The sequence below is a fragment of the Paraburkholderia sp. BL6665CI2N2 genome, assembly GCF_004366535.1.
GTDB lineage: Bacteria > Pseudomonadota > Gammaproteobacteria > Burkholderiales > Burkholderiaceae > Paraburkholderia.
Map to the genome: position 1 here is coordinate 38,217 of NZ_SORC01000003.1, position 19,499 is coordinate 57,715.

Annotated in this window: 18 protein-coding genes and 3 pseudogenes; 7 read left to right on the forward strand and 14 right to left on the reverse strand. The window is 61.4% G+C overall.

Going from position 1 to position 19,499, the window contains the following annotated elements; all coding sequences use genetic code 11:
• Complete coding sequence (locus tag B0G81_RS41615) at positions 1-411, reverse strand: heme-binding protein (RefSeq protein ID WP_134143924.1); 411 nt, start codon at positions 409-411, stop codon at positions 1-3.
• Between the two features lie 174 nt (positions 412-585).
• On the opposite strand from B0G81_RS41615, the gene B0G81_RS41620 reads away from it, so the two are divergent.
• Positions 586-1,320 carry a GntR family transcriptional regulator gene (locus tag B0G81_RS41620; RefSeq protein ID WP_243856914.1) on the forward strand — a complete coding sequence of 245 codons (735 nt, stop codon included), beginning with the start codon at positions 586-588 and terminating at the stop codon, positions 1,318-1,320.
• A 61-nt stretch (positions 1,321-1,381) separates the two neighbouring features.
• Here B0G81_RS41620 and B0G81_RS41625 read toward each other — a convergent pair.
• A pseudogene (locus B0G81_RS41625) lies at positions 1,382-1,646 on the reverse strand (IS6 family transposase); the annotation flags it as partial.
• A gap of 64 nt (positions 1,647-1,710) precedes the next feature.
• Here B0G81_RS41625 and B0G81_RS41630 point away from each other — a divergent pair.
• Positions 1,711-2,862: pseudogene (locus tag B0G81_RS41630) on the forward strand (IS3 family transposase); the annotation flags it as partial.
• A 68-nt stretch (positions 2,863-2,930) separates the two neighbouring features.
• On the opposite strand, the pseudogene B0G81_RS45235 reads toward B0G81_RS41630, so the two are convergent.
• Positions 2,931-3,239, reverse strand: a pseudogene (locus B0G81_RS45235) (IS6 family transposase); the annotation flags it as partial.
• Positions 3,240-3,853: 614 nt separating this feature from the next.
• Between B0G81_RS45235 and B0G81_RS41640 the strand changes: the two are divergent.
• The 5 genes from B0G81_RS41640 to B0G81_RS41655 all read left to right on the forward strand — a co-directional run bounded on the left by B0G81_RS41640 (position 3,854) and on the right by B0G81_RS41655 (position 6,057).
• Positions 3,854-4,429, forward strand: coding sequence for a hypothetical protein (locus tag B0G81_RS41640; RefSeq protein WP_134143332.1), 576 nt, complete (start codon positions 3,854-3,856; stop codon positions 4,427-4,429).
• A gap of 65 nt (positions 4,430-4,494) precedes the next feature.
• Positions 4,495-4,947, forward strand: coding sequence for a hypothetical protein (locus tag B0G81_RS41645; RefSeq protein WP_243856821.1), 453 nt, complete (start codon positions 4,495-4,497; stop codon positions 4,945-4,947).
• Between the two features lie 3 nt (positions 4,948-4,950).
• Positions 4,951-5,217, forward strand: coding sequence for a hypothetical protein (locus tag B0G81_RS45240; RefSeq protein ID WP_241975127.1), 267 nt, complete (start codon positions 4,951-4,953; stop codon positions 5,215-5,217).
• A gap of 104 nt (positions 5,218-5,321) precedes the next feature.
• A complete protein-coding gene (locus B0G81_RS45245) occupies positions 5,322-5,633 on the forward strand; it encodes an ATP-binding domain-containing protein (RefSeq protein WP_243856822.1) in 312 nt (103 codons plus the stop codon).
• A 166-nt stretch (positions 5,634-5,799) separates the two neighbouring features.
• Positions 5,800-6,057 carry a hypothetical protein gene (locus tag B0G81_RS41655; protein ID WP_121325201.1) on the forward strand — a complete coding sequence of 86 codons (258 nt, stop codon included), beginning with the start codon at positions 5,800-5,802 and terminating at the stop codon, positions 6,055-6,057.
• A gap of 91 nt (positions 6,058-6,148) precedes the next feature.
• Here the strand turns inward: B0G81_RS41655 and B0G81_RS41660 are convergent, their stop codons facing one another.
• The 11 genes from B0G81_RS41660 to B0G81_RS41710 form a co-directional block, all read right to left on the reverse strand.
• A complete protein-coding gene (locus B0G81_RS41660) occupies positions 6,149-7,201 on the reverse strand; it encodes a PDDEXK nuclease domain-containing protein (RefSeq protein WP_121311395.1) in 1,053 nt (350 codons plus the stop codon).
• Between the two features lie 289 nt (positions 7,202-7,490).
• A complete protein-coding gene (locus tag B0G81_RS41665; RefSeq protein ID WP_134144105.1) occupies positions 7,491-7,685 on the reverse strand; it encodes a hypothetical protein in 195 nt (64 codons plus the stop codon).
• Between the two features lies 1 nt (position 7,686).
• Positions 7,687-8,736, reverse strand: a complete 1,050-nt coding sequence (locus B0G81_RS41670; RefSeq protein WP_134143925.1) for a PDDEXK nuclease domain-containing protein — start codon at positions 8,734-8,736, stop codon at positions 7,687-7,689.
• A gap of 572 nt (positions 8,737-9,308) precedes the next feature.
• Positions 9,309-10,016, reverse strand: coding sequence for a transcriptional regulator NanR (locus B0G81_RS41675; protein WP_134143926.1), 708 nt, complete (start codon positions 10,014-10,016; stop codon positions 9,309-9,311).
• Positions 10,017-10,129: 113 nt separating this feature from the next.
• Positions 10,130-11,551 carry a 3-oxo-isoapionate kinase OiaK gene (oiaK, locus tag B0G81_RS41680; protein ID WP_134143927.1) on the reverse strand — a complete coding sequence of 474 codons (1,422 nt, stop codon included), beginning with the start codon at positions 11,549-11,551 and terminating at the stop codon, positions 10,130-10,132.
• Positions 11,548-12,792, reverse strand: a complete 1,245-nt coding sequence (locus B0G81_RS41685; RefSeq protein ID WP_134143928.1) for a ribulose-bisphosphate carboxylase large subunit family protein — start codon at positions 12,790-12,792, stop codon at positions 11,548-11,550. The genes oiaK and B0G81_RS41685 overlap by 4 nt, the downstream gene beginning before the upstream one ends.
• Before the next feature lie 63 nt (positions 12,793-12,855).
• Positions 12,856-13,686 carry a phosphogluconate dehydrogenase C-terminal domain-containing protein gene (locus B0G81_RS41690; RefSeq protein WP_134143929.1) on the reverse strand — a complete coding sequence of 277 codons (831 nt, stop codon included), beginning with the start codon at positions 13,684-13,686 and terminating at the stop codon, positions 12,856-12,858.
• Positions 13,687-13,757: 71 nt separating this feature from the next.
• The gene (locus tag B0G81_RS41695; RefSeq protein ID WP_134143930.1) at positions 13,758-15,122 is read right to left on the reverse strand and encodes an MFS transporter; all 1,365 of its coding nucleotides are present in this window, start codon (positions 15,120-15,122) and stop codon (positions 13,758-13,760) included.
• A gap of 212 nt (positions 15,123-15,334) precedes the next feature.
• Positions 15,335-17,293 (reverse strand): hypothetical protein, encoded by a 1,959-nt coding sequence (locus tag B0G81_RS41700; protein WP_208328651.1) that lies wholly within the window; start codon positions 17,291-17,293, stop codon positions 15,335-15,337.
• On the reverse strand, positions 17,290-18,399 hold the full coding sequence (locus B0G81_RS41705; RefSeq protein ID WP_208328652.1) for a Gfo/Idh/MocA family oxidoreductase: 1,110 nt from the start codon (positions 18,397-18,399) through the stop codon (positions 17,290-17,292). Before B0G81_RS41705 ends, B0G81_RS41700 begins: the two co-directional genes overlap by 4 nt.
• Positions 18,400-19,467, reverse strand: a complete 1,068-nt coding sequence (locus B0G81_RS41710; protein ID WP_090811999.1) for an ABC transporter permease — start codon at positions 19,465-19,467, stop codon at positions 18,400-18,402. It lies immediately after the preceding gene.
• Positions 19,468-19,499: the final 32 nt, after the last annotated feature.

Genomic DNA, 19,499 nt, shown 5'->3' on the forward strand with positions numbered 1-19,499 from the left:
TCACGAGTGCGGCAGGGCCGCGGCTGGCACGCCTTCGATGCGGACGATCCCATCCTTATCGCTCGTGCCACCAACGTCTGCCATTGCGCCGTCGACATAACCGTCCGCAGTTTTGATAACTACCGAGCCGGTCTGAGCGGTCGACCTGCTCCTCGCTACGGGGATCACCCTAAAAAAGGCGAAGTTGGCCTTTACATGACTGACTCGAACATCCGTGCGGACCACAACAGAGCCTTTACCCGCTCCGATCTTTATGGGCAACGTGGCCGCGCCGTCTTCGCGCTGGGTGCCCATTTTCAGTGCCAGGTGATCGACAACGACAGAGGCAATCGGCCGGGACTGCTTTTCGCAAGCTGCCCGCACGGCTTCCGTGGTGATCCGGTTTGCTTGCGCCGGTGCAAGAGGTTTCATCGAGTCAGAAGATACAAAAAATTCGGATGTCGGAAATTATATATACATAAATCTCGTTTTGTTAGTTTTGTGTATTTTAATAGGGAAAACACCGATCCCGATAGATGAATTGGTCATGAACGGCATTTATGGATATACTGTCTTAGTTACTATCCACTGTTGCTGAGGTGTCACTTGTCCAGTTTCGCCAGCCCGCTTGCGCAAAAGGTTCCTGTTTTGGCACACAGCGGAGTGCCGCCGACGGCAACCTTGGCGACAAACCTTTATGATCGGATCCGAACGGATCTGCTTGATGGGAAACTCGAACCGGGCCGAAAACTGCAAATTGAATTCCTCTGCGAGCAATATCAGGCGGGCCAAACACCTGTCCGCGAAGCACTCAACCGGTTGACGTCGGACGGATTGGTGGAGCGGCGTGATGGACGCGGGTTCGCGGTCGCTGGAATCAGTGAGACTGATTTGCGTGAAATTACTCGTACGCGGTGCTGGCTCGAAGAAGTGGCATTGCGGGAAGCGTTTACGATTCGATCGATGGAATGGGAAGAGCAGGTCGTACTCACCTATCACCGCCTATCCAAGGTTCCGCGCTCTCTCAGTGACACAGAGTACGTGGAGAATCCTGCTTGGGAGCGGTTGCATCGTGCGTTTCATCGCACGCTGATCGGCGGATGTCAATCCAGTTGGCTTCTCAATTTCTGTGAGCAGCTCGCGGATCAGTTGTACCGTTACCGCCAATTGTCGGTGCGCCGAGTGTATCCCAAGCGACATGAGCGAGAAGAGCATGAAGAAATGCTGAAGGCGGTGGTGTCAGGGGATTGCGATCGGGCGATCGAACTGATGAAAAATCATTACCAAAAGACCGCCGACATTATTCTTGCTGACGCGTCACTGTTCCCTCCAGGCGATTGATTAACGGCGTTGTCACGTTGACTCGTCGACGACACAATACCTGCAGAAGGCATGTGCTTGCTCAAGCAGGTGACGAATTTTGGGCAAGCTCGGTGAAACGATGCCATGCGGCAAAGCGCTCAGCGAGCTGTTTGCGGTAGAGCGAAGCGCGCAACAGATGCCGCTTGAGCGCGAAGTGCTGGACGGATCGGCCCGAAACTCGCCAGGAGCGCCTGAGTCCGTTTGAGCGCACGGAAGCCGCGCATGCGCTTCTCACGTTCACGCGTAGGTTGATGGCTATTCTCGACCCGATTGTTCACGCGGGCTGCTGCCTTGACGAACACATGTAAAGTGGACCCCGAAATTGAGACAAGCATTTAAGCTGTCGTCGTAGATGACAGGAAACGGGTAATGACTGCCGGAAAAACGAGAAAAACAAGAAACGTGTACACGTCAGAGTTCAAGGCAAAGGTGGGTCTGGAAGCGGTACGAGGTACACAGACGATCAACGAGATTGGGCAGAAATACGGGGTTCACCCGGTTCTGGTTGGGCAGTGGAAGAAGGAGATCCAGGAGCGAGCCGCGGCGCTGTTTGAAGTGAAGCGGGGGCCGAAGCCGGTGGACGATCAAAGCGCGCCGGAGCGGCTGTACGGCGAGATCGGACGGCTGAAGATGGAAGTGGACTGGCTCAAAAAAAGTTGTCGCTGTGAGCCGGGAGACGCGTCTGGGATGGATCGATCCGTCGGACGAAGTGCCAGTGGCCCGGCAATGCGTGCTCGCTCAGGTCGCGCGTGCGAAGGTCTATGCTCAGCGCTCGCAGCGCGCAGCAAGCGAGGCCGATCTGCTGCTGTGCCGGCTGATTGACGAAGAGTACACGCGGCGGCCGTTCTACGGCAGTCGGCGCATGGTGGTGTACCTGAGGTCGCAGGGTGCGGTGGTGAACCGCAAGCGCGTGCAACGCCTGAGCGGCAGCTGGGACTGTGAGGCATGGCGCCAGGGCCGAACACGAGCGTCAGGCATACGCAGCACAAGATTTATCCGTATCTGTTGCGTGGCGTCGAGGTGAAGCGGCCCAACCAGGTCTGGAGTACGGATATCACGTATATCCGGCTGGCGCGCGGCTTTGCGTATCTGGTGGCCGTCATCGACTGGTATAGCCGCAAGGTGCTGTCCTGGCGCATCAGCAACAGCATGGACGCCGGGTTCTGCGTCGACTGCCTGGAAGATGCGTTGAGCCAGTACGGCAAGCCGGAGATCTTCAACAGCGACCAGGGCTCGCAGTTCACCAGCGACGCGTTCACCGGGGTGCTTAAAGGCGCCGGTGTGGCGATCAGCATGGACGGCCGGGGCCGGGCGCTGGACAATATATTCGTTGAACGCCTGTGGCGCAACGTCAAGCACGAGGACGTCTATCTGAAGGGCTATGCGACGATGGGCGAACTGACGGTGGGGCTGGCGCAGTACTTTGCCTACTATAACGGCGAGAGGCCTCATCAGTCGCTCGGATACCAGACCCCCGCTGCAGTCTATCTGAGTGGCTGCGGCGGCGGTGCGAGAATTGCGATCATCTCTGTCTTGACACTGGGGTCCACTTTACCGGGGCATGAACGAAGCACGCGCCTGAAGAACCGTTCGGCGCCATTCTCATTAACCGCACGCCATAACAGGTAAGGCTCACCCCGCAACGATACAAACATTTCATCAAGATGCCAGATGGTGCCTAGCTTCCGGCGAGCCGCCCTGACGCGATGTGCGAAGCCTGCGTCAAACTTCTCGCACCACCGGCGGACCGTCTCGCAGCTCACGACCACGCCACGTTCAAACAGCAGCTCTTCGATGTCGCGCAGACTCAACTGAAACCGAAAGTACCAGCGAACCGCACAACTGATGACGACTGCAGGAAAGCGATGGCCGTGATAGAGCGATTTCGTCTTTTTCATCGCCACATGTTACGCGACCAGCTCGGCAACATGGCACCGCCGGCGCGTAAGATGACGCGTTGAAGAAAGCAAAAACGCCAGCAGGGCGGGCGGCCGGAGGCCCGCCAGATGATTTTCAAAATCACTTGAACCAACGGCGGCGATCAAGCATTTTTCGCAAAGCTTGCAATTTGACATAAAAGAAATGATCACATTATAGTGCGTATTCCTACATATTGTAGATTGAAGTGGTGCCAGCCTCGGAGCTCCTGACAGGTAGCGCGTCTGCATGGAAGCGACTGACGCGATGGAGCGGGCAACGAAGGATCTTTTTCGTGTACGGAAGTCAAGCGGGAGTGACCTCATCGATCGCGTCGATCATGGATGTCCTGTCGCTTTCCCGGTCACGCGGCGGAAGACGCTTGACGCCAGTCGTGCGCTGCTCGTCCCCGAAGCCCGGCAGGCGCTCCCAGTCTCTGTCAAAATAGCAGCATTGGTTCCACCAGTTCCCGTGCACACCATTGCGGGTTCGTCGGGCTGCATGTTGCCGCCAACAGCGACGTACATTGCCGAAGACGGCAACCGGAATCTATCCTCCCGGCGATCGCGGGAAGAACCGTTACGGCAGGCACGACATGGCACACGAGCGTTGCGAACAATGCGGCAACCAGACGCCACCCTGGGACACCATACACTGCGGATCTGGCGATAGCCGCTATGAGTTGCTCTGCACTCTGTGCTTCAATGCCAGGATTGCCGAGTCCACTGGATTCACCGATTTCGAGAACGTCCGCCTTGACCCCATCCGGATGATCGACTGCCACGGGGAGCCGCACCAGTTCCATTTCCGGCTTCGGCTTTTGGGCAACCGGATGGCACTGGATGCGTTTGAGCTTCGGGGAGAGCTTCGCGCGGGCTACCGGTTCCAGTTGATCGGCGAAGCTGACGAAGATGTGTTCGTGTTGCTCGGGCGCCTCGTTGAGAAGGTGCGTCGCGCGCTGTCGGTCAGGCACATCGATTTGCATGAGCGCCGGATCATTGACAGTACGGTGCGCGGGCATATCGAATGGGATGAGACGCAGGCGGGGCGCTTGCCACTCGTGGTGATCGACGGCAAGGAGGTCTCATGGGAGGATCTTGGGCAAATGCTCATGAGCATGGAAGGATGGCAGTTCCGGCTCGATATCGCTGACCCGAGCGAAGAGCTTTGAGTCGCGTTGCAGACGCGGCGAAACGGGCGACAAACCCTATCCCCGGACCGGTTTGCCGACCTGCCATGTACAACCTGCTGGGTGCAGCCATGGTCGCAGTCAAGCACGATGATCTTTCTTTGGCCTTTGACTTCGTCAGCTACGCGGCGCCGACGGAGCATAACGCGTATGTCTCGCTCGATACAGGCAAGATCTATTGGACTTCTGATTCCAGCGACGCGCTCGACGAGGAGATTCCTGACGACCTTGAAACTTCCGATCGCTACCTTGCGATACCGCACAGGAACGAGCTCGATCTCGGAAGACGTCTCGCCTTGCGCTTTGTCGCACAGGAGTTGCCTGCGCGTTATGACCAGGTCGAAGGACTATTCCGGCGGCAAGGAGCTTATGCGCGTTTCAAGGATTTGCTGGACCGTGAGGGCGTTCTCGAGCGCTGGTATTCGTTTGAAACCGATGCTGTCGAAAGCGCGCTGAGGCAATGGTGTGCCGAAAACGGGCTTAAGCTTCTTGAGATGTGACGGATGCTGCTGGCTCTCGCAACGCCAGGTGTGCTGCTTCCGGTGATCAAACGCGGACGCGTGCTCGCACTGCTCGGTGAGCGCACGCCCATCCGGGAACAGGAAACCATCGGCTCGATCCTGATGGAAGATGCCGCGCTAGCGCCGCCGGTCGACGCAATCCTGTGCCGGAAGAATGTCACGGCGATCTGGGCAGTTCGCCGCGGCACTCGAGGCGGGACATCGACCTGCGATCCGGATGAGTCCGGCCGAGATTCTCGCATACGCTGACGGCGCGGACCGCTTGCTGGCCGGCCAGCGGGCATTCCGCCCGGCGGCGGAGCGATGCGCAGGCGTTTGCGCGCAGCGCATTTGGTCAGGACCTGCTGCCGGTTGTGCGCATCGTCGACGAACTCGGTACTGGCTATCTGCAAGCCTTGGCGCCGCGCCCGGCGACGGCAGGCGCCGCAGACTATGGGATCTCAACCGTACACCGTGCCAAGGGGCTCGAATGGAAGCGGGTCAAGGTGGCGAACGATTTTCGCCTGCGCGGTGCCGACGGCCGCCCGATGCCGGACGAGGATGAGCTTCGGCTGCTTTACGTGGCCGTGACTCGCGCGCAGCATGCACTCGATATCTCCGCATTGCGCGACGAGCGCACCGGCTTTTTAGTCTCCTGCACCAGGCCTGGCCGGCATAACAGATGAAATCCAGCGTCGACCCAGTTCCGGCACCGCGGCGATGTTCACGCAGACCACGCCCACCTGCCGCCCGCGGCACGCGACAGAAACTGGGGCTCACATGGACGTCCGGAACCGGGGTAGAACGGCATTACAGGGCTGGATGCCCATGAATTCAAGGAGATCTAATACGATGGCAGCACCGAGTTTTGTCTATACGATCTCCTGTGTCGCGAAGATGCTCCGAGAGCCGGTGGATTGGCTGGACGAACTGGCGACTCTGAACCTGGAGCCAGAGGACGGGTGTCTCGGGATCATCGACGATCTGGACGTCCCCGCCGAGCAGTTGGTCTCCGTAACCGCCTTCACGGATGCTGGAATCGAGGCACTCAAGGAGCTGGTTGCTGAAGCAAAGCGGCAGTCTGGCGGGACGGGCAGCGCAGGTAGATAGGCGCGGATCAGGACCACGCATGCACGCCCTGGCAGACCAGGGCGTCATCGCCGTCCCCACGATCGGGCAATCGTCCAGTCATCCGGGCTGATCACTGCCGCTGTGCATCGGGCAAATCGGGCCGGAGTTCCGCCTCGATCTGATCGATTGATGGCAGACCGCTTTCCAGCGATTCAGGCACATGGCGCAAAAGCTGATATTCGGCAACGCCCATTGGGTTGGCCACGCCGCGCAGCGCATATTCCGCCACGAGCCGGTTCTTTTCCTTGCACAGCAGCAGGCCAATTGTCGGCTGGTCCTCGCCCGCCTTGACCTGCGCGTCGATCGCGGACAGGTAGAAGTTCAACTGGCCTGCATATTCGGGCTTGAACGGTGTTGTTTTCAGTTCGACGACGACGTAGCAACGCAGCTTGAGATGGTAGAAAAGCAGATCGACAAAAAACTCGTCGCCGCCTACCTCCAGCCGGTACTGGCGTCCCACGAATGCGAAGCCGGCGCCCAGTTCGAGCAGGAAGCGGGTGATGTGTTGGGTGAGCGCGCGCTCGATGTCGCGCTCCTGGGCGTTCTCGGCCAGACCGAGGAAGTCAAGGATATACGGATCCTTAAGCGCGTCGCGCGCGAGATCGGACTGCGGTGGCGGCAACCGGTCGGCGAAATTCGTGACTGCGTTGCCGGCACGCCCATGGGCGGCCGTCTCGATCTGCATGGTCAGCACGCTGCGCGACCAGCCGTGCTCGAGCGACTTTTCCGCATACCACAACCGTTGGGCGTCGTCGTTGAGCTTGTCCAGCAGTGTCACGACGTGCGACCACGGTAATTGTGCAACGGGCTGTTGCACAAATTCCGGCTGCGGGAAGGCTTGTGCCAGCGCGCGCATGTACTTGAGGTTGCGAGGCGAGAATCCGCGCATGTCGGGAAACGCTGCCTTGAGGTCGCGCGCGAGCCGGTCGACAACGCCGGCCCCCCAGCCTTGTCGCTGCTGCCTGTCGAGAATGTCGCGGCCAATCTGCCAGTACAGTGTGACCAGTTCGCGATTCGCGCTGGCCACGGCGCGCTGCCGCGCGCGCTCGACGCGCTGCTTGAGTTCGGCAAACCAGTGGTGATAATCCTCAGCCCATGCGGGCGTACCCAGATCTTTGTTCATGCGCTTTGGTAGTCGGGGCACCGGTTGTCGCGCCCGGAAGGAAATTATCGTGGGGGAACCGGCAGTCGACAAGCGGAGCCAGCGTGGAGTCGCCGCGATGATACCATCGCACCCCGTTAAAATTGTTGATAATTTATCTTATGTCAAATTGACTGATGCAGCCTCGCGCACTGCTTCTCCGGCCAGATCGCGGACAGTGGTTTATACCTGCCCTTTCGAAACTGGTCCCATAGATGATCAAAACGGGAGACTTCTGCAACGATCATCGGTCCGCGGAAAACCGAACGGCCTAGGAAAGAATCCTCAGGTTACGAATGCGGCCGATCGACGGCGAGCGCTCACGGATCAGCTTGACAACGAACTCTGGCAACAGTGCCCGAGGCACCGTGGCTGTTTCATCGCAGATCATCTGCGATGGGACGTGAACGATGAAATCGTTCGGCGCAGCCATGAGACCGTGCTCATAGGTGCTTCGATAGTCCATCTTATGAGTGCCCAGATCGTTCAGGTCCTTCATCCGGTCCAAGCTCCGCCTCGATCTGCTCGATTGACGGCAGGTCCGGCATGAGCGGCGCCGGGATGTCGCGCAGCAACTGATATTCGGCGACGCCCATCGGGTTGGCGATGCCACGCAACGCATATTCGGCGACCAGCCGATTGTTTTCCTTACAGAGCAACAAGCCAATCGTGGGCTGGTCGTGCGGTCCCTTGACCTGTGCGTCGATGGCTGACAGGTAGAAGTTCAACTGACCGGCATATTCGGGCTTGAATGGCGTCGCCTTCAGTTCAACAACCACGTAGCATCTAAGCTTCAGATGGTAAAACAGCAGGTCGATGAAGAACTCGTCGCCGGCCACTTCAAGCCGGTATTGCCGTGCGACGAATGCGAAGCCGGCGCCCAGTTCGAGAAGGAAACGCGTGATGTGTCGCGTCAGCGCATGCTCGATGTCCCGTTCCTGGGCGCTTTCGGTCAGGCCCAGAAAATCGAAGATATACGGATCCTTGAGTGTGTCGCGGGCAAGGTCTGACTGAGGCGGAGGCAGACGATCGGGAAAATTGGTGACGGCACTGCCCTGGCGTTCCTGCAGGCGACTTTCGATCTGCATCACCAGCACGTTCCGGGACCAGCCGTGTTCGATCGATTTGGCGGCGTACCACTCGCGCGCTTCTGATGCCTTAAGCTTATCCAGCAACGTGACCACATGAGACCAGGGCAATTGTGCAACAGGGTATTGCACAAATTCCTCGCCCGGCCAGGCTTCGGCCAGCGTACGCATGTACTTCAGGTTCCGCGGCGAAAACCCGCGCATGTCGGGAAACGCCGCGCGCAGATCGCGCGCCAGCTGATCGACGACCTTCGCGCCCCACCCTTGTCGCCGCTGCCGCTCGAGGATCTCGCGGCCTATCTGCCAATAAAGCGATACCAGCTCCCGGTTGACCGACAACGCGGCGCGCTGCCGCGCGCGCTCGACGCGGGATTTAAGTTCGCTGAGCCAGGCGTTATAGTCAGCGGCGGTAAAAGACACTTCGGTCATACTGTCCTGTGAAACATGGCGCCGCAACTGCTGGCGAACTGCATCGATTATCAACGGTCGCCCCCGAAGCGGCAATTGCTCCCGAGGAGCCGTTTTCAGCTTGATATCCCGGCGTACCGTCACTCAGATCCCTACGCTTCCCAAGGCCGTTCTAACCTGCATGCGACAGTGCTGATATCCATGCCGGTTACAACCCGCAGCGCCGGCGCCCGCCAGGTGATATGGTCCGACGCGCTCGATCTGAGTTGGCACCCTTCCTCCGCAAGCCAAGGAAAAGACAGGTGGCTCTCTCCGCTTCGAGCGCACCAGTTCATGAGCGGTTGGTGGCTAGCATGCGGTTGCCAGAAGCGAGGGGAAGCCGCAGCTGGCACGCGCGAGCACCGGTAAGGGTCGACAGGCATTCCTTCCGAAAGCTATGCGTGAGTCATGTCCAGGCCAAGACAGGACATTTCTATAAAGCCACTACAAGTTGTCATATGACAACTTTAACTATATCGGGTTGTGAGGACTGTCCATGGCGGACTTGTGAGTCGGCTAAGGATGAGCGCCAAGCGTGAGTCCTCTTTTTTTGCTCACGTAGCGCTGAGCGTCCGATACAGGGCATTCGCGCGTTCCAGATGGCTTCGCATGGCCCCGGCGGCCTGATCGCCGTCATGCGCCGCGATCGCATCGACAATCCGTTGATGTTCGGTCAATGTGAGTTCTTCGGCACCCGGCGCTCGCACCATAGGACGGTAATACTCGCCCGCCCAGCGAAACAGTGATTCGACAATCGACGGAAAAATCGGATTGCCGCTGATCTGCGCAATCTCGCGATGGAACGCCATATCGCGCTCGATGAATTCTTCGAGATTCACCATCGACGCGCGATGCAGCGCAACGCTCAAACGCAGGCGCGCGACGTCTTCTTCGGTGGCACGCTCGGCGGCCATGCGCGCGGTGCCCGTCTCCAGAAACAGGCGCGCCTGCTTCAGATGCCCGAGCATGTCGGGATGGCTTCGCAGCAGATGCATCGCGCCGCCCGCGATCTGCGCGATCAGACGGTCGGCCGTCGGCACCACAACGCGCGCGCGCTCGCCATGCACGATTTCGACAATTCCTGAACGTTCGAGCGTCTGCAGCGCCTCCCGAACGGCGGGGCGGCCCACCCCGTAAATCTCCATCAACTCGCGCTCTGACGGCAACTGCGCCCCTGGCGCGATTTCGCCGGAGCGGATGCGCTCCATCAGACGGTCGACGACTTCCTGGTACAGTTTTCGGCGCTGAATGAGTTCAGCCATTGTCTATCCGGTAGAACGTGGTGGTGTAATGACCTTACCACGGACCGACACGCCGTTGGAAGTATGGATCGGTCGGCGCTTGCTCTTGACGACGCGCAAGTATCGACGCTTCATCATCTGCCTCCGACGCGACCTGCCCTGACTGCGCCGAAGAATGCCGCGTCGCCAATCTGGCCGCCTTTGAGCACGATCTGCAAGCCGTCGCGCCGAGGATCGGGCGACCACGCCCGGCAGAGCGGTGCGCCTGGCGCAAGCCCAGCCGCCACGCTCAGTGCATCGATCCCGAGCGTGCTGGCCACTTCGCCCGAGCTATCGCCGCCCGCGACCACGATCCGCGACAATTCGACCCGATCGAGCAGGCGCAGCATCACGTCGGCCAACGCCCTTCCGGTCCTGCGAGCCGCGTCCTGCCGATTGAGTCCCGCAGAACGGGCAATCTCGTCGAATTCGATCACGGCGCGATCCTGCGGTCCTTCGGCGCTGAAGACAATTGCGCTCGTGCCGCGACCCACAGCCTCGGCCGCGACAGCGACCACGCGCTCGATCTCCACGTCGCCGTCGCGCGCATCGAGTGCGCGGCGCAGATCGAGTCGCTCGACGCAAAAGCCGTTTGCCCGCGCCCAGCCGATCTGCGCGGCCGTGACGGGCGAGCAGCTGCCGCTCACGGCCGCAATCGCCGGAACGGGCCCGGCTACCGGCAGCGAAGGCGTGGCGGGCAACAAGCCGCAGGCCCGCCAGTAAGCGGCCAGCGCGTACTGCAATCCCGACGACGACGCAGTGAACACGCCCTCCCCGCGCTGCTCCCACACGAGCCGCCCAGCGGCGACGAGCGTTTCGTCATCAAGCACGTCAATCAGCACGACGGGCGCATCACTCGCGCCGGGTGCGCCGAGTGCTCCGAGCGCATCGACACGCGCCGCCGCGTCCGATGCACGCACCTGCAGCATGTCGATCAGCTCGATCCGGCGCTGCGTCTGCGCGGCGAGGTGCACGCGCAGGTCGGCTTCGTTCATCGGCGTCACCGGATGCCGCGCCATCGTCGGATGACGGTCGAGCCGGTAGCCGACCCCGTCCACCGCCGCGAACAGATTGCCGAACATCTGAAAACGCTTGAGCCGAGGCGCACCGACGATCATCGGCGACCAGCGCCCCGGCATTTGCGCGACGCCGAGATCGATCGCCCTGCCGATCGACCCGACACCGGGCGACGAATCGAAGGTCGAGCAGACCTTGTATTGCAGAATCGGCGCACCGAGCGCGGCGAGACTCGCGAACGCTGGCGGCAGTTCGTCGTCAATCCACGCGACGCTGCGGCCGCGCGACGATCCCGCCATGCCCACGCAGCGGACCTCCGGAAAGCGCGCCAGCCATTCGCGCGTCGGTTGTTGCAAAAACAGCACGGTCGACACACCCGCCGCCGTCATGGCCTCCATCGCATCGGTCGAGCCAGTGAAGTCGTCGCCGTAATAGGCGAGCAGCAGGCCGTCGGGCCAGGTGGTCGACGCGTCGACAGGCTGCGCGTGGGCGGTGCTCATTGCCAGAACCCCAGCGCCGCTTTCAGCGCGGGACGGCGGGCCGCATAGTCGTCGAGCGGCACACCTTCGACAGCCGCCACCCATGCGTCGCGCAACGCTTCGACGCCCGCCGCGACGCCGCCCGGATGACCGAAAATCCCGCCGCCCGCCGTATGAATCAGATCGGCGCAACCGATCGCCGCATACGTGTCCGCCGCCTGCAAGCCCGTCTGCCCCGAACTGAAGACAGGCATCGCCCGCATCGGCGCTTCGGGCATCACGGGCGCGAGCACGGCGCGCGCGGCGGCAATGACGCTGTCGTCGGGTTCGCTGAATTTGTTGCGCAGACCGTTCACGTGCAGATGATCGGCGCCCGCCAGACGCCAGATCATCTGCCACGGCGCGTAGTCCCAGCCGAGTTCGGGACTGCGCGACAGATAACCCCAACCGGCGCGATGCGCATGAATCGGCAGTTGCGAATGCCGCCGCAACTCGTGCATGCCGACGAGTCCCACCGAATTGAGCACCGCCATGACACAGGTGCCGCCTTCCGCCAGCACGAGATCGTGACGGCGGCGCATCTGATCCAGATCGCCCGTCACATTGAACGCGACCATCGTCCGCTTGCCGGTGCGGTCCGCATGCTCGTTGACGACCCGCATCACCGCGCGCACGCGCTCGTCGAACGGACAATGCGAGCCGTCCGCCTGCAACTCGTCGTCCTTGATGAAATCGACGCCGCCTGCCACCAACTCGCGGACCTGCTGCACAGTTTCTTCGGCCGACAAACCGACGCTCGGCTTGATGATCGTGCCGATCAGCGGACCATGCGCAACCCCGGCAAGACGCCGCGTGCCTTCGATGCCAAACGCCGGACCCGGATAAGCCGCCGCGAACGAAGGCGGCAGCTTCAGCGACGTCAGACGCAGGCCCGACACCTGGCGAAGCTCGAACAGATTGCCGGCAATCGTGGACATCAGATTCGGCAGCGACGGCCCGAAGTTCTCGATCGGCCATGACAGTTCGAGCGTGCAGCGGGTGTACGTATCCGACACGATGCCGCCCGCGAGACTCGGCTTGTCGACTGTTTCCAGCACCTCGAGCCGCTCGACGCACGCGCCCGAACGGGCCTTGAGTTCCGGCGTTTCATTAGGCAGCGCGACGAAAGTGCCGCTCGACTGTTCGCCGGCGATCACGTCGGCGGCACGGCGCGGATCGTCGCCCGTTTCGAGCCAGTAGGTAGCGTGAATGCGTTCGCTCACGATGGAAGTTCCTGTTCAGAGTTCGGAAGAAAGACGCTCGCTCGCGCCTCGATATTCACGCGCTCAGGTGATCCGGCGAATGCTTTCCGCGATCTCTTCACGATCGAAAACGTTCTTCCAGTCGTCGCGCATCAGACGCGGCTTGCCGAACTCGATCGCCTTATTGCACGCATCGGAGAACGCGCCCGGAATTTCGTTGAAAATCACCGCGCCGAGGATGTTCATGTGGCCGAGCAGAAAGTCACGCGCCGCTTCCTTCGGCACGCCGCGCTTCACGGTTTCATCCATCGCCTCGCGCATCACGTACAGCAGCGTCGCGCAGATCGTTTCCGACAGGCCGGGTTCGAGCAGCGCCATCTGTTCAACATTCAGACGGTACGATCGCAGGATGGGCGCGTAGATCGTTTTGGCGACGTCTTCACCGAGATCGAACGCGGATTCCGGGCCTTGCATCAAGGCGCTCGTGATCGACTGCTTCGCATACGCGCCGCCGAAGAAATCGCGCCGTGCTTTCGGATCGGACTCGTCGTTGAAGATCAGCGGATGGCACGGATGCGCGACGAAATACGTCAGGTCCGGCCGCTGCGGCAGATGGCCCGCGAACGGCGCGGCGGCGTCGAGCGTCATCACCATCGTGCCGGCCGGCAGCTTCGGCGCGATCGCGTGGCTCAGCCGGCCGATCAGCGTATCGGGCACGGCGAGAATCACGACCTGCGCGCCGTCGAGAGCCGCATCGTCGGATACGCAATCGACGTTCAGTTCATCCTTGAGCCGCTTGCGCCCCGCTTCGCTCACTTCGACATGCGCGACGCGGTAATCGGACTTCAGCAGATTGCTGGTCAGGCGAAAGCCCATTTTTCCGCCAGCGCCGAACAATGCGATCTTTTCTTTCATGATGAAACTCCTTGCGTGGATTCATTGAATGCGAAACATGCCGACCCGCGCAACGCAGGCCGCGGCCGGTGTCAATGCGATTGCGGCTTGAGCGGACGGGGCGCGATGCTTTCGTCCGGTTTCGAGAATCGTGCGTTGCTGCAGTACGCGAATGCCAACGCCGCGCTCATCAGCATGAATGCGCCGACGACGAACATCGACGCCTGATACGAACCGGTGGCGTCCTTGACTGCGCCCGTCACGAACGGCGCGACAAAGCCCGCGAGATTGCCGACCGTATTGATGAGCGCGATGCCCGCAGCGGCCGCCGCGCCCGACAGAAAGCGCGCCGGCAGCGCCCAGAAATTCGGTAACGCGGAGAAGATCGCGCAGGCCGTGATGGTGATCACGCCAATGCTCGCCGCCGGCGACTTCATATACAGCGCGAGCGGAATGCTGACCGCGCCGATCAGCGCCGGCACGCCGATGTGCCATGCGCGCACGCCGAGCTTCGTCGCGTTGCGGCTCCACAGATAAAGCGCGACGGCAGCGGGCAAATACGGAATCGCCGTGATCAGGCCTTTCTGGAACACGTTGAAGTGAGTGCCGAACTGCCCTTCGAAGCCGCCGATGATGGTCGGCAGGAAAAACGCCAGTGCATACAGCCCGTAGATCAGGCCGAAGTACATCAGCGCGAACATCCACACGCGACCGCTGGTCAGCGCGGCCCGCGCATGCATCGAATGTGGTTGCGTCGTGCTGGCACGGGCGGCGGCTTCCGCTTCGAGTTCGGTCGTCAGCCAGCTTTTCTCGGCGGGCGTGAGCCAGCGTGCCTGTGACGGCCGATCCGCCAGATAGAACCACGCGACCACGCCGATCGCGATGGCCGGCAACGCGACACCGAAGAACATGACGCGCCACCCGGCGAGTCCGAACAGTCCGTGTGCGTTGATCAGCAACGCTGCCACCGGCGCGCCGATCACGATGGTCAACGGCTGCGCCAGGTAGAACAGCGCGAGGATATGGCTGCGGTAGCGCGCCGGCACCCACATGCTGAGGAACAGAATCGCGCCGGGGAAAAAGCCCGCTTCGGCCACGCCGAGCAGGAAGCGCAGCGCGTACAGGCCGGGAATGCTGCTGACCCACGTGAACAGCAACGCGACGACGCCCCATGTCACCATGATTCGCGCGAGCCATCGGCGTGCGCCGAACTTATGCAGCGCAAGGTTGCTCGGGATTTCAAGGACGATGTAGCCGATGAAGAACACGCCCGCCGCAAGACCGAATTGCGCGGCGCTGAGGCCGAGATCTTTCGTCATACCGTTCGGGCCGGCGAACGAAATCGCCGTGCGGTCGAGAAAGTTGATGAAAAACATCAGCGCGACGAACGGCACGAGCCTCGTCGACACCTTGCGTATCACCGATCGTTCGACCGGATCCGCTTGTACGGTTTGCATCTCGTGTCCCTCCATCGTCGGTTCAAGGCCTTTTGCGGTCGCAGTTCACTCAAGTGATGTTCTGGTGTGATGAGTAGACCATGACCATTACAATTTAGACACTGGGGTATTCACGGAGCGTGAATTTTTCTAGTGAACTGCCGACTGCGCGCGTACTGACGGCGCGTCGTCTGATGAATACCGGAATTGTTCGACGTTGTTGGCTGGCGGGGTTACGACGGGGAAGCAAAGCAGGATGAAGCGCTGCCGGACAAGATCTCCACACAGCCAAACGGACGGAGTACGAATTCGTCCGCCGGGTTCATGGTGCGAGCGGGTCGCCTGGAAGCGATTGTCTGTTCGTCGAGCGTCGTGACGTTCACCTGCTCCGACGCGGACAGCCCCTTGGCGAACCGCACGCGTACCGTGCGACGCTCCGCTGTCAAATTCGCCATCACGAGACGCACGGTCCCATCACGGCTCGATGTGCCGAAACACGCGACGTCGCGCGCACGCGTCGACTCGCAGCGCAAGAGAGGCTCGCCTGCCATCCGCGCCAATGCGGCTGCGACATGAAAGACCGGATAGCGCGCAAGCGCGGTCGAAGAAGAATCGATCAGGCCGCGCGGACCAACGAACGCGCCCAAGGTCAGATGTTCGAGCGCCGCGCCGCCGAGCGCGGCCGCATAGCCGGCCAGCCACGCGGCGCCGAATAGGCCGCGCTGACGAGGATCGTCGACGGTCATGGCGATCCGTTCGCCGCGCGGATTGGGCATCACGCGCGAGCCGTACGGGTTCTGTCGCATGCCGATCGATATCGGGCCAATCGCATAAGGCTGCGTGCCGATCAGCGCGCGGCACGAGCGCGTGATGTGAGGGAGAGTCTCCAGCGTTTCCATCACGCTGACGTCATCGGCGGCGTGAACGATCGGACAGGTGGCATGCGTAACCCAGTCCACCAGATCGAGCGGCGGACGCTTGCGGTTCAGTTCCGTGAAATAGCTCAGCATGCCGCCGCCGAGCCGCACGCCCGGAAACGCTCGACGCGCCTCCCGATACACTTCGTCGAGCGGCGGGCAAGGAGGACTGACGCTGCCGGGCGGGTTCGATTGCCGATGCACCGACGGGCTCACCATCACTCCCGCGAGCACGAGCCGCGCTTCGTCGATCTGCGCGGCGACGGCCTGAAGTTCGAGGTGAGGTGCATCGATGCCCGGGAGCGCGAATTCGAGCACGGCTGGGATGCTGCTGTCCCGTTGAAGTTGCGCGAAGCGAGCCAGATCAGCCACGCTGTGTCCCGCCAGCGGGTCGAAGTGCAGCGTGAGTTGTTGCGGTCCGAGTTCAGCCAATAAGGGCAACGCGGATAGCACGGCATCGGTTTCATCAGGCGCGACCGCGATACCGAGCGCGAACATCGGCTCGCCGTTGCCTGCGCTGTCGATGTCGATTGTCGCGTTGTCGTTGCCGCGCGTTGCTAAGCGCGGCGATGCGCCGTCGACGCTCAGGCTGACAGCTTGCTCCGTCGTCCGACCAGCTTCGAGCAGATACGGCCACGGCAATTCGAGCGGCCGCGAATAAGTTTTGAACGACGCGTCGGACCAGTTGCGCTGGTCTTCCATCTCGAACACATCCCCTGTCAGACGGCAGCGGACCCTGAGCCCCGACGCACGCGTGTGTTCGATCGACCGGATGTCCTTGAACGGTTGCCACGGATCGATCAGCACCGGAAACGCCGATTCTTCAACGGTGCCGTCTCCATGCTCGACGCGCGCAGGAGCGCCGGCCACGCCGTCGATTGGATGCAGCACGCAAAACCCGCAACGCGCCGTCAGAAATGCAGTCTGTGCGCTGGCGCGTGAACGGAAGGTGAGTCCATCGTTATTCGTCGCTTCGATTTCGACTGAGTAAGTCAAGCGATGCCCATCCGGATTCGCGATTTCAGCGGCGTACGCAACACGGAACCCGCCGGCGTGTTCGTCGATTTCAATACCGGACATCGCAGGACGACACGTGCCCCAGTCGCGATCACGCACCACATAGGCAATCGCCCGGATCACTTCGACGCCCTCAAAGCGCACATCGCGCAATGCGCCATCGATCAGCACGGCCGACCACGCGCCCGCGCTCAGCGTTCGCCCGCGCGATTCTTCCTGACGTGTGCCGTAGTAGATCTGCGCGAGGTCGGCGTTCATTCGTTCACCGCAGCCGCAGTGCTCATTGCTTGCGCCGAAGTCCGCCCGGCTAGCGCGTCGATATCGAGCGCCACCGTGCGCTTCTCAAGCGCGGACAGATAGGTCGCTTCGACCAGCGCGAGCGTGTGCAGGTTGTCGCGTCCGCTCGTCGCCGGTTCAATGCCGTTACGCAGACGCGCGATCCAATGCCGCTGGATGTTCAGCACGCTGCCTTGTATCGCTTCCCATGGCGCAGACGCCCACTTTAACGACTCCGGCGCCACAGTTTCGTTAAGCGTGCCGTCGCGCGTATGAATGGTCAGCCGGTAATCTGCGCCGAGACGCAACGTGCCGTTCGCGCCGTCTACTTCGATCGACGTCTGCGGAAACAGCTCGTTTGGAAGTCGCGACGCGTAGCTGCAATCCACCACGCTCGTCGCGCCCGATTCATGGCCCAGCAGGATGGTCGCGACATCCTCTCCGGCAATCGACGGATTCACGCGCGAAATCGTTGCGCTCAAATGGGCCACATTGCCGAACAGAAACCGCGCGATGTCGAGAATATGAATGCCCAGGTCTTCGACGATAAACCGCTCGCCCTGCGCGAGATACGGTTGGCCGCTGAACACGTCGAAAGCTGAGCGAAACGACACGCGCCCCCAGAACGGCGTGCCGATCGCACCCTCTCGCAATGCACGACCAACGGCCTGGATCGCCGTCTGCCAGCGAAAATTCTCATGCACCATCAACAGCACGCCAGCGTCGCGGCACGCGGCGACCATCGCTTGAGCGTCTGCCAGCGTCGGTGCGAAAGGCTTCTGGCAGATGACCGCGACGCCCGCGCCCGCAGCCAGTTCGACCAGAGGACGATGGCTCGCCACCGTGGTCGCGATATCGACGAAATCCAGTTGTTCGTCGCGCAGCATCGCGGCGGCATCGGTGTACAGGAGGTCGATGCCGAACTCGCGCCCGGTCGCGTCGAGCCGCTCGCGGTTCGCATCGCACAGCGCGACGATCTGAACGCCGTCGATCTCGTGCCACGCATGCAGATGATTGCGCGAGAAAAACCCGCAGCCGATCAGACCGCCTCTAAAGACCTTTTCCTGAGCGATAGATGTCGTCATCATTCACGCTCCCGTGGCCGCTTGCTTCTGCAATGCAAAGCGCTGCTGAACGCGGCGTTGGATCTGGTCGACCACCACCGCCGCGACGATCACGACGCCTTTGATCACCGTCTGCCAGAACGAACTGACACCCATCATTACGAGTCCGTCCGACAGAATGCCGATCACGAATGCACCGATGATCGTGCCACCGATCTTGCCGCGGCCGCCCGACATCGATGTTCCGCCCAACACCGCCGCAGCGATCGCGTTGAGTTCGAAGGTCTCGCCGCTCAACGGGTGCGACGCAACTAGTTCCGATGAAATAATCAGCCCGACGATCGCCGCGCAGAAACCCGAAAACATGTAGACGAACATCTTCACGCGATTGACTCGCACGCCGGACAGTTGCGCCGCGCGCTCGTTGCTGCCGATCGCATAAATTTGCCGGCCGAGTGGCGTGCGCGCGGCGATATAGGCGGCCACCACGCCGACGAGGGCAAGCAGCCACACCGTCAGCGGAATACCGAGAATCGATGCGCTGCCGAGGATCGGAAAGCCTGTCGTGCCGAAATCCGGATTGCCGGTGAGGTTCGGGAAGGTCTCGCCGCCCGACGACAACAACGCGGCACCGCGTGCGATATACAGCGTGCCGAGCGTCGCGATGAACGGCGCGACGTTCAGGCGCGTAATCAGCAGGCCGTTCAACGCGCCGACCGCCACGCCCGACAATAGCGCCACGCCGATCACTTCGGGCACGCTCAGATAAAGCGTGTAGTTGCTGCCGACCGGGATGCCGTTCAGGATCAGCCCGCCGGCGACCATGCCCGACAGCCCGACAATCGACCCCACCGACAGATCGATCCCGCCCGCCACGATCACGAAGGTCATGCCGATCGCGAGAAACGCATTGAGCGCAACGTGCCGCGACATGATGAGCATGTTCTCGATGCTGAGAAAGTTGTGCGCGGCAAACGAGAAAAAGATCACGACGGCAAAGAGCGCGATAAACGTCCGCAGTTTCAGCAACAACAAAAGCGGCGCCTCGCTGAAGCTCGCGCCGGGAGCAGCGCGATTGATTGCTGTGGTCATCGGAAAATCTCCAGTAGTCGTGTGACGGCCGC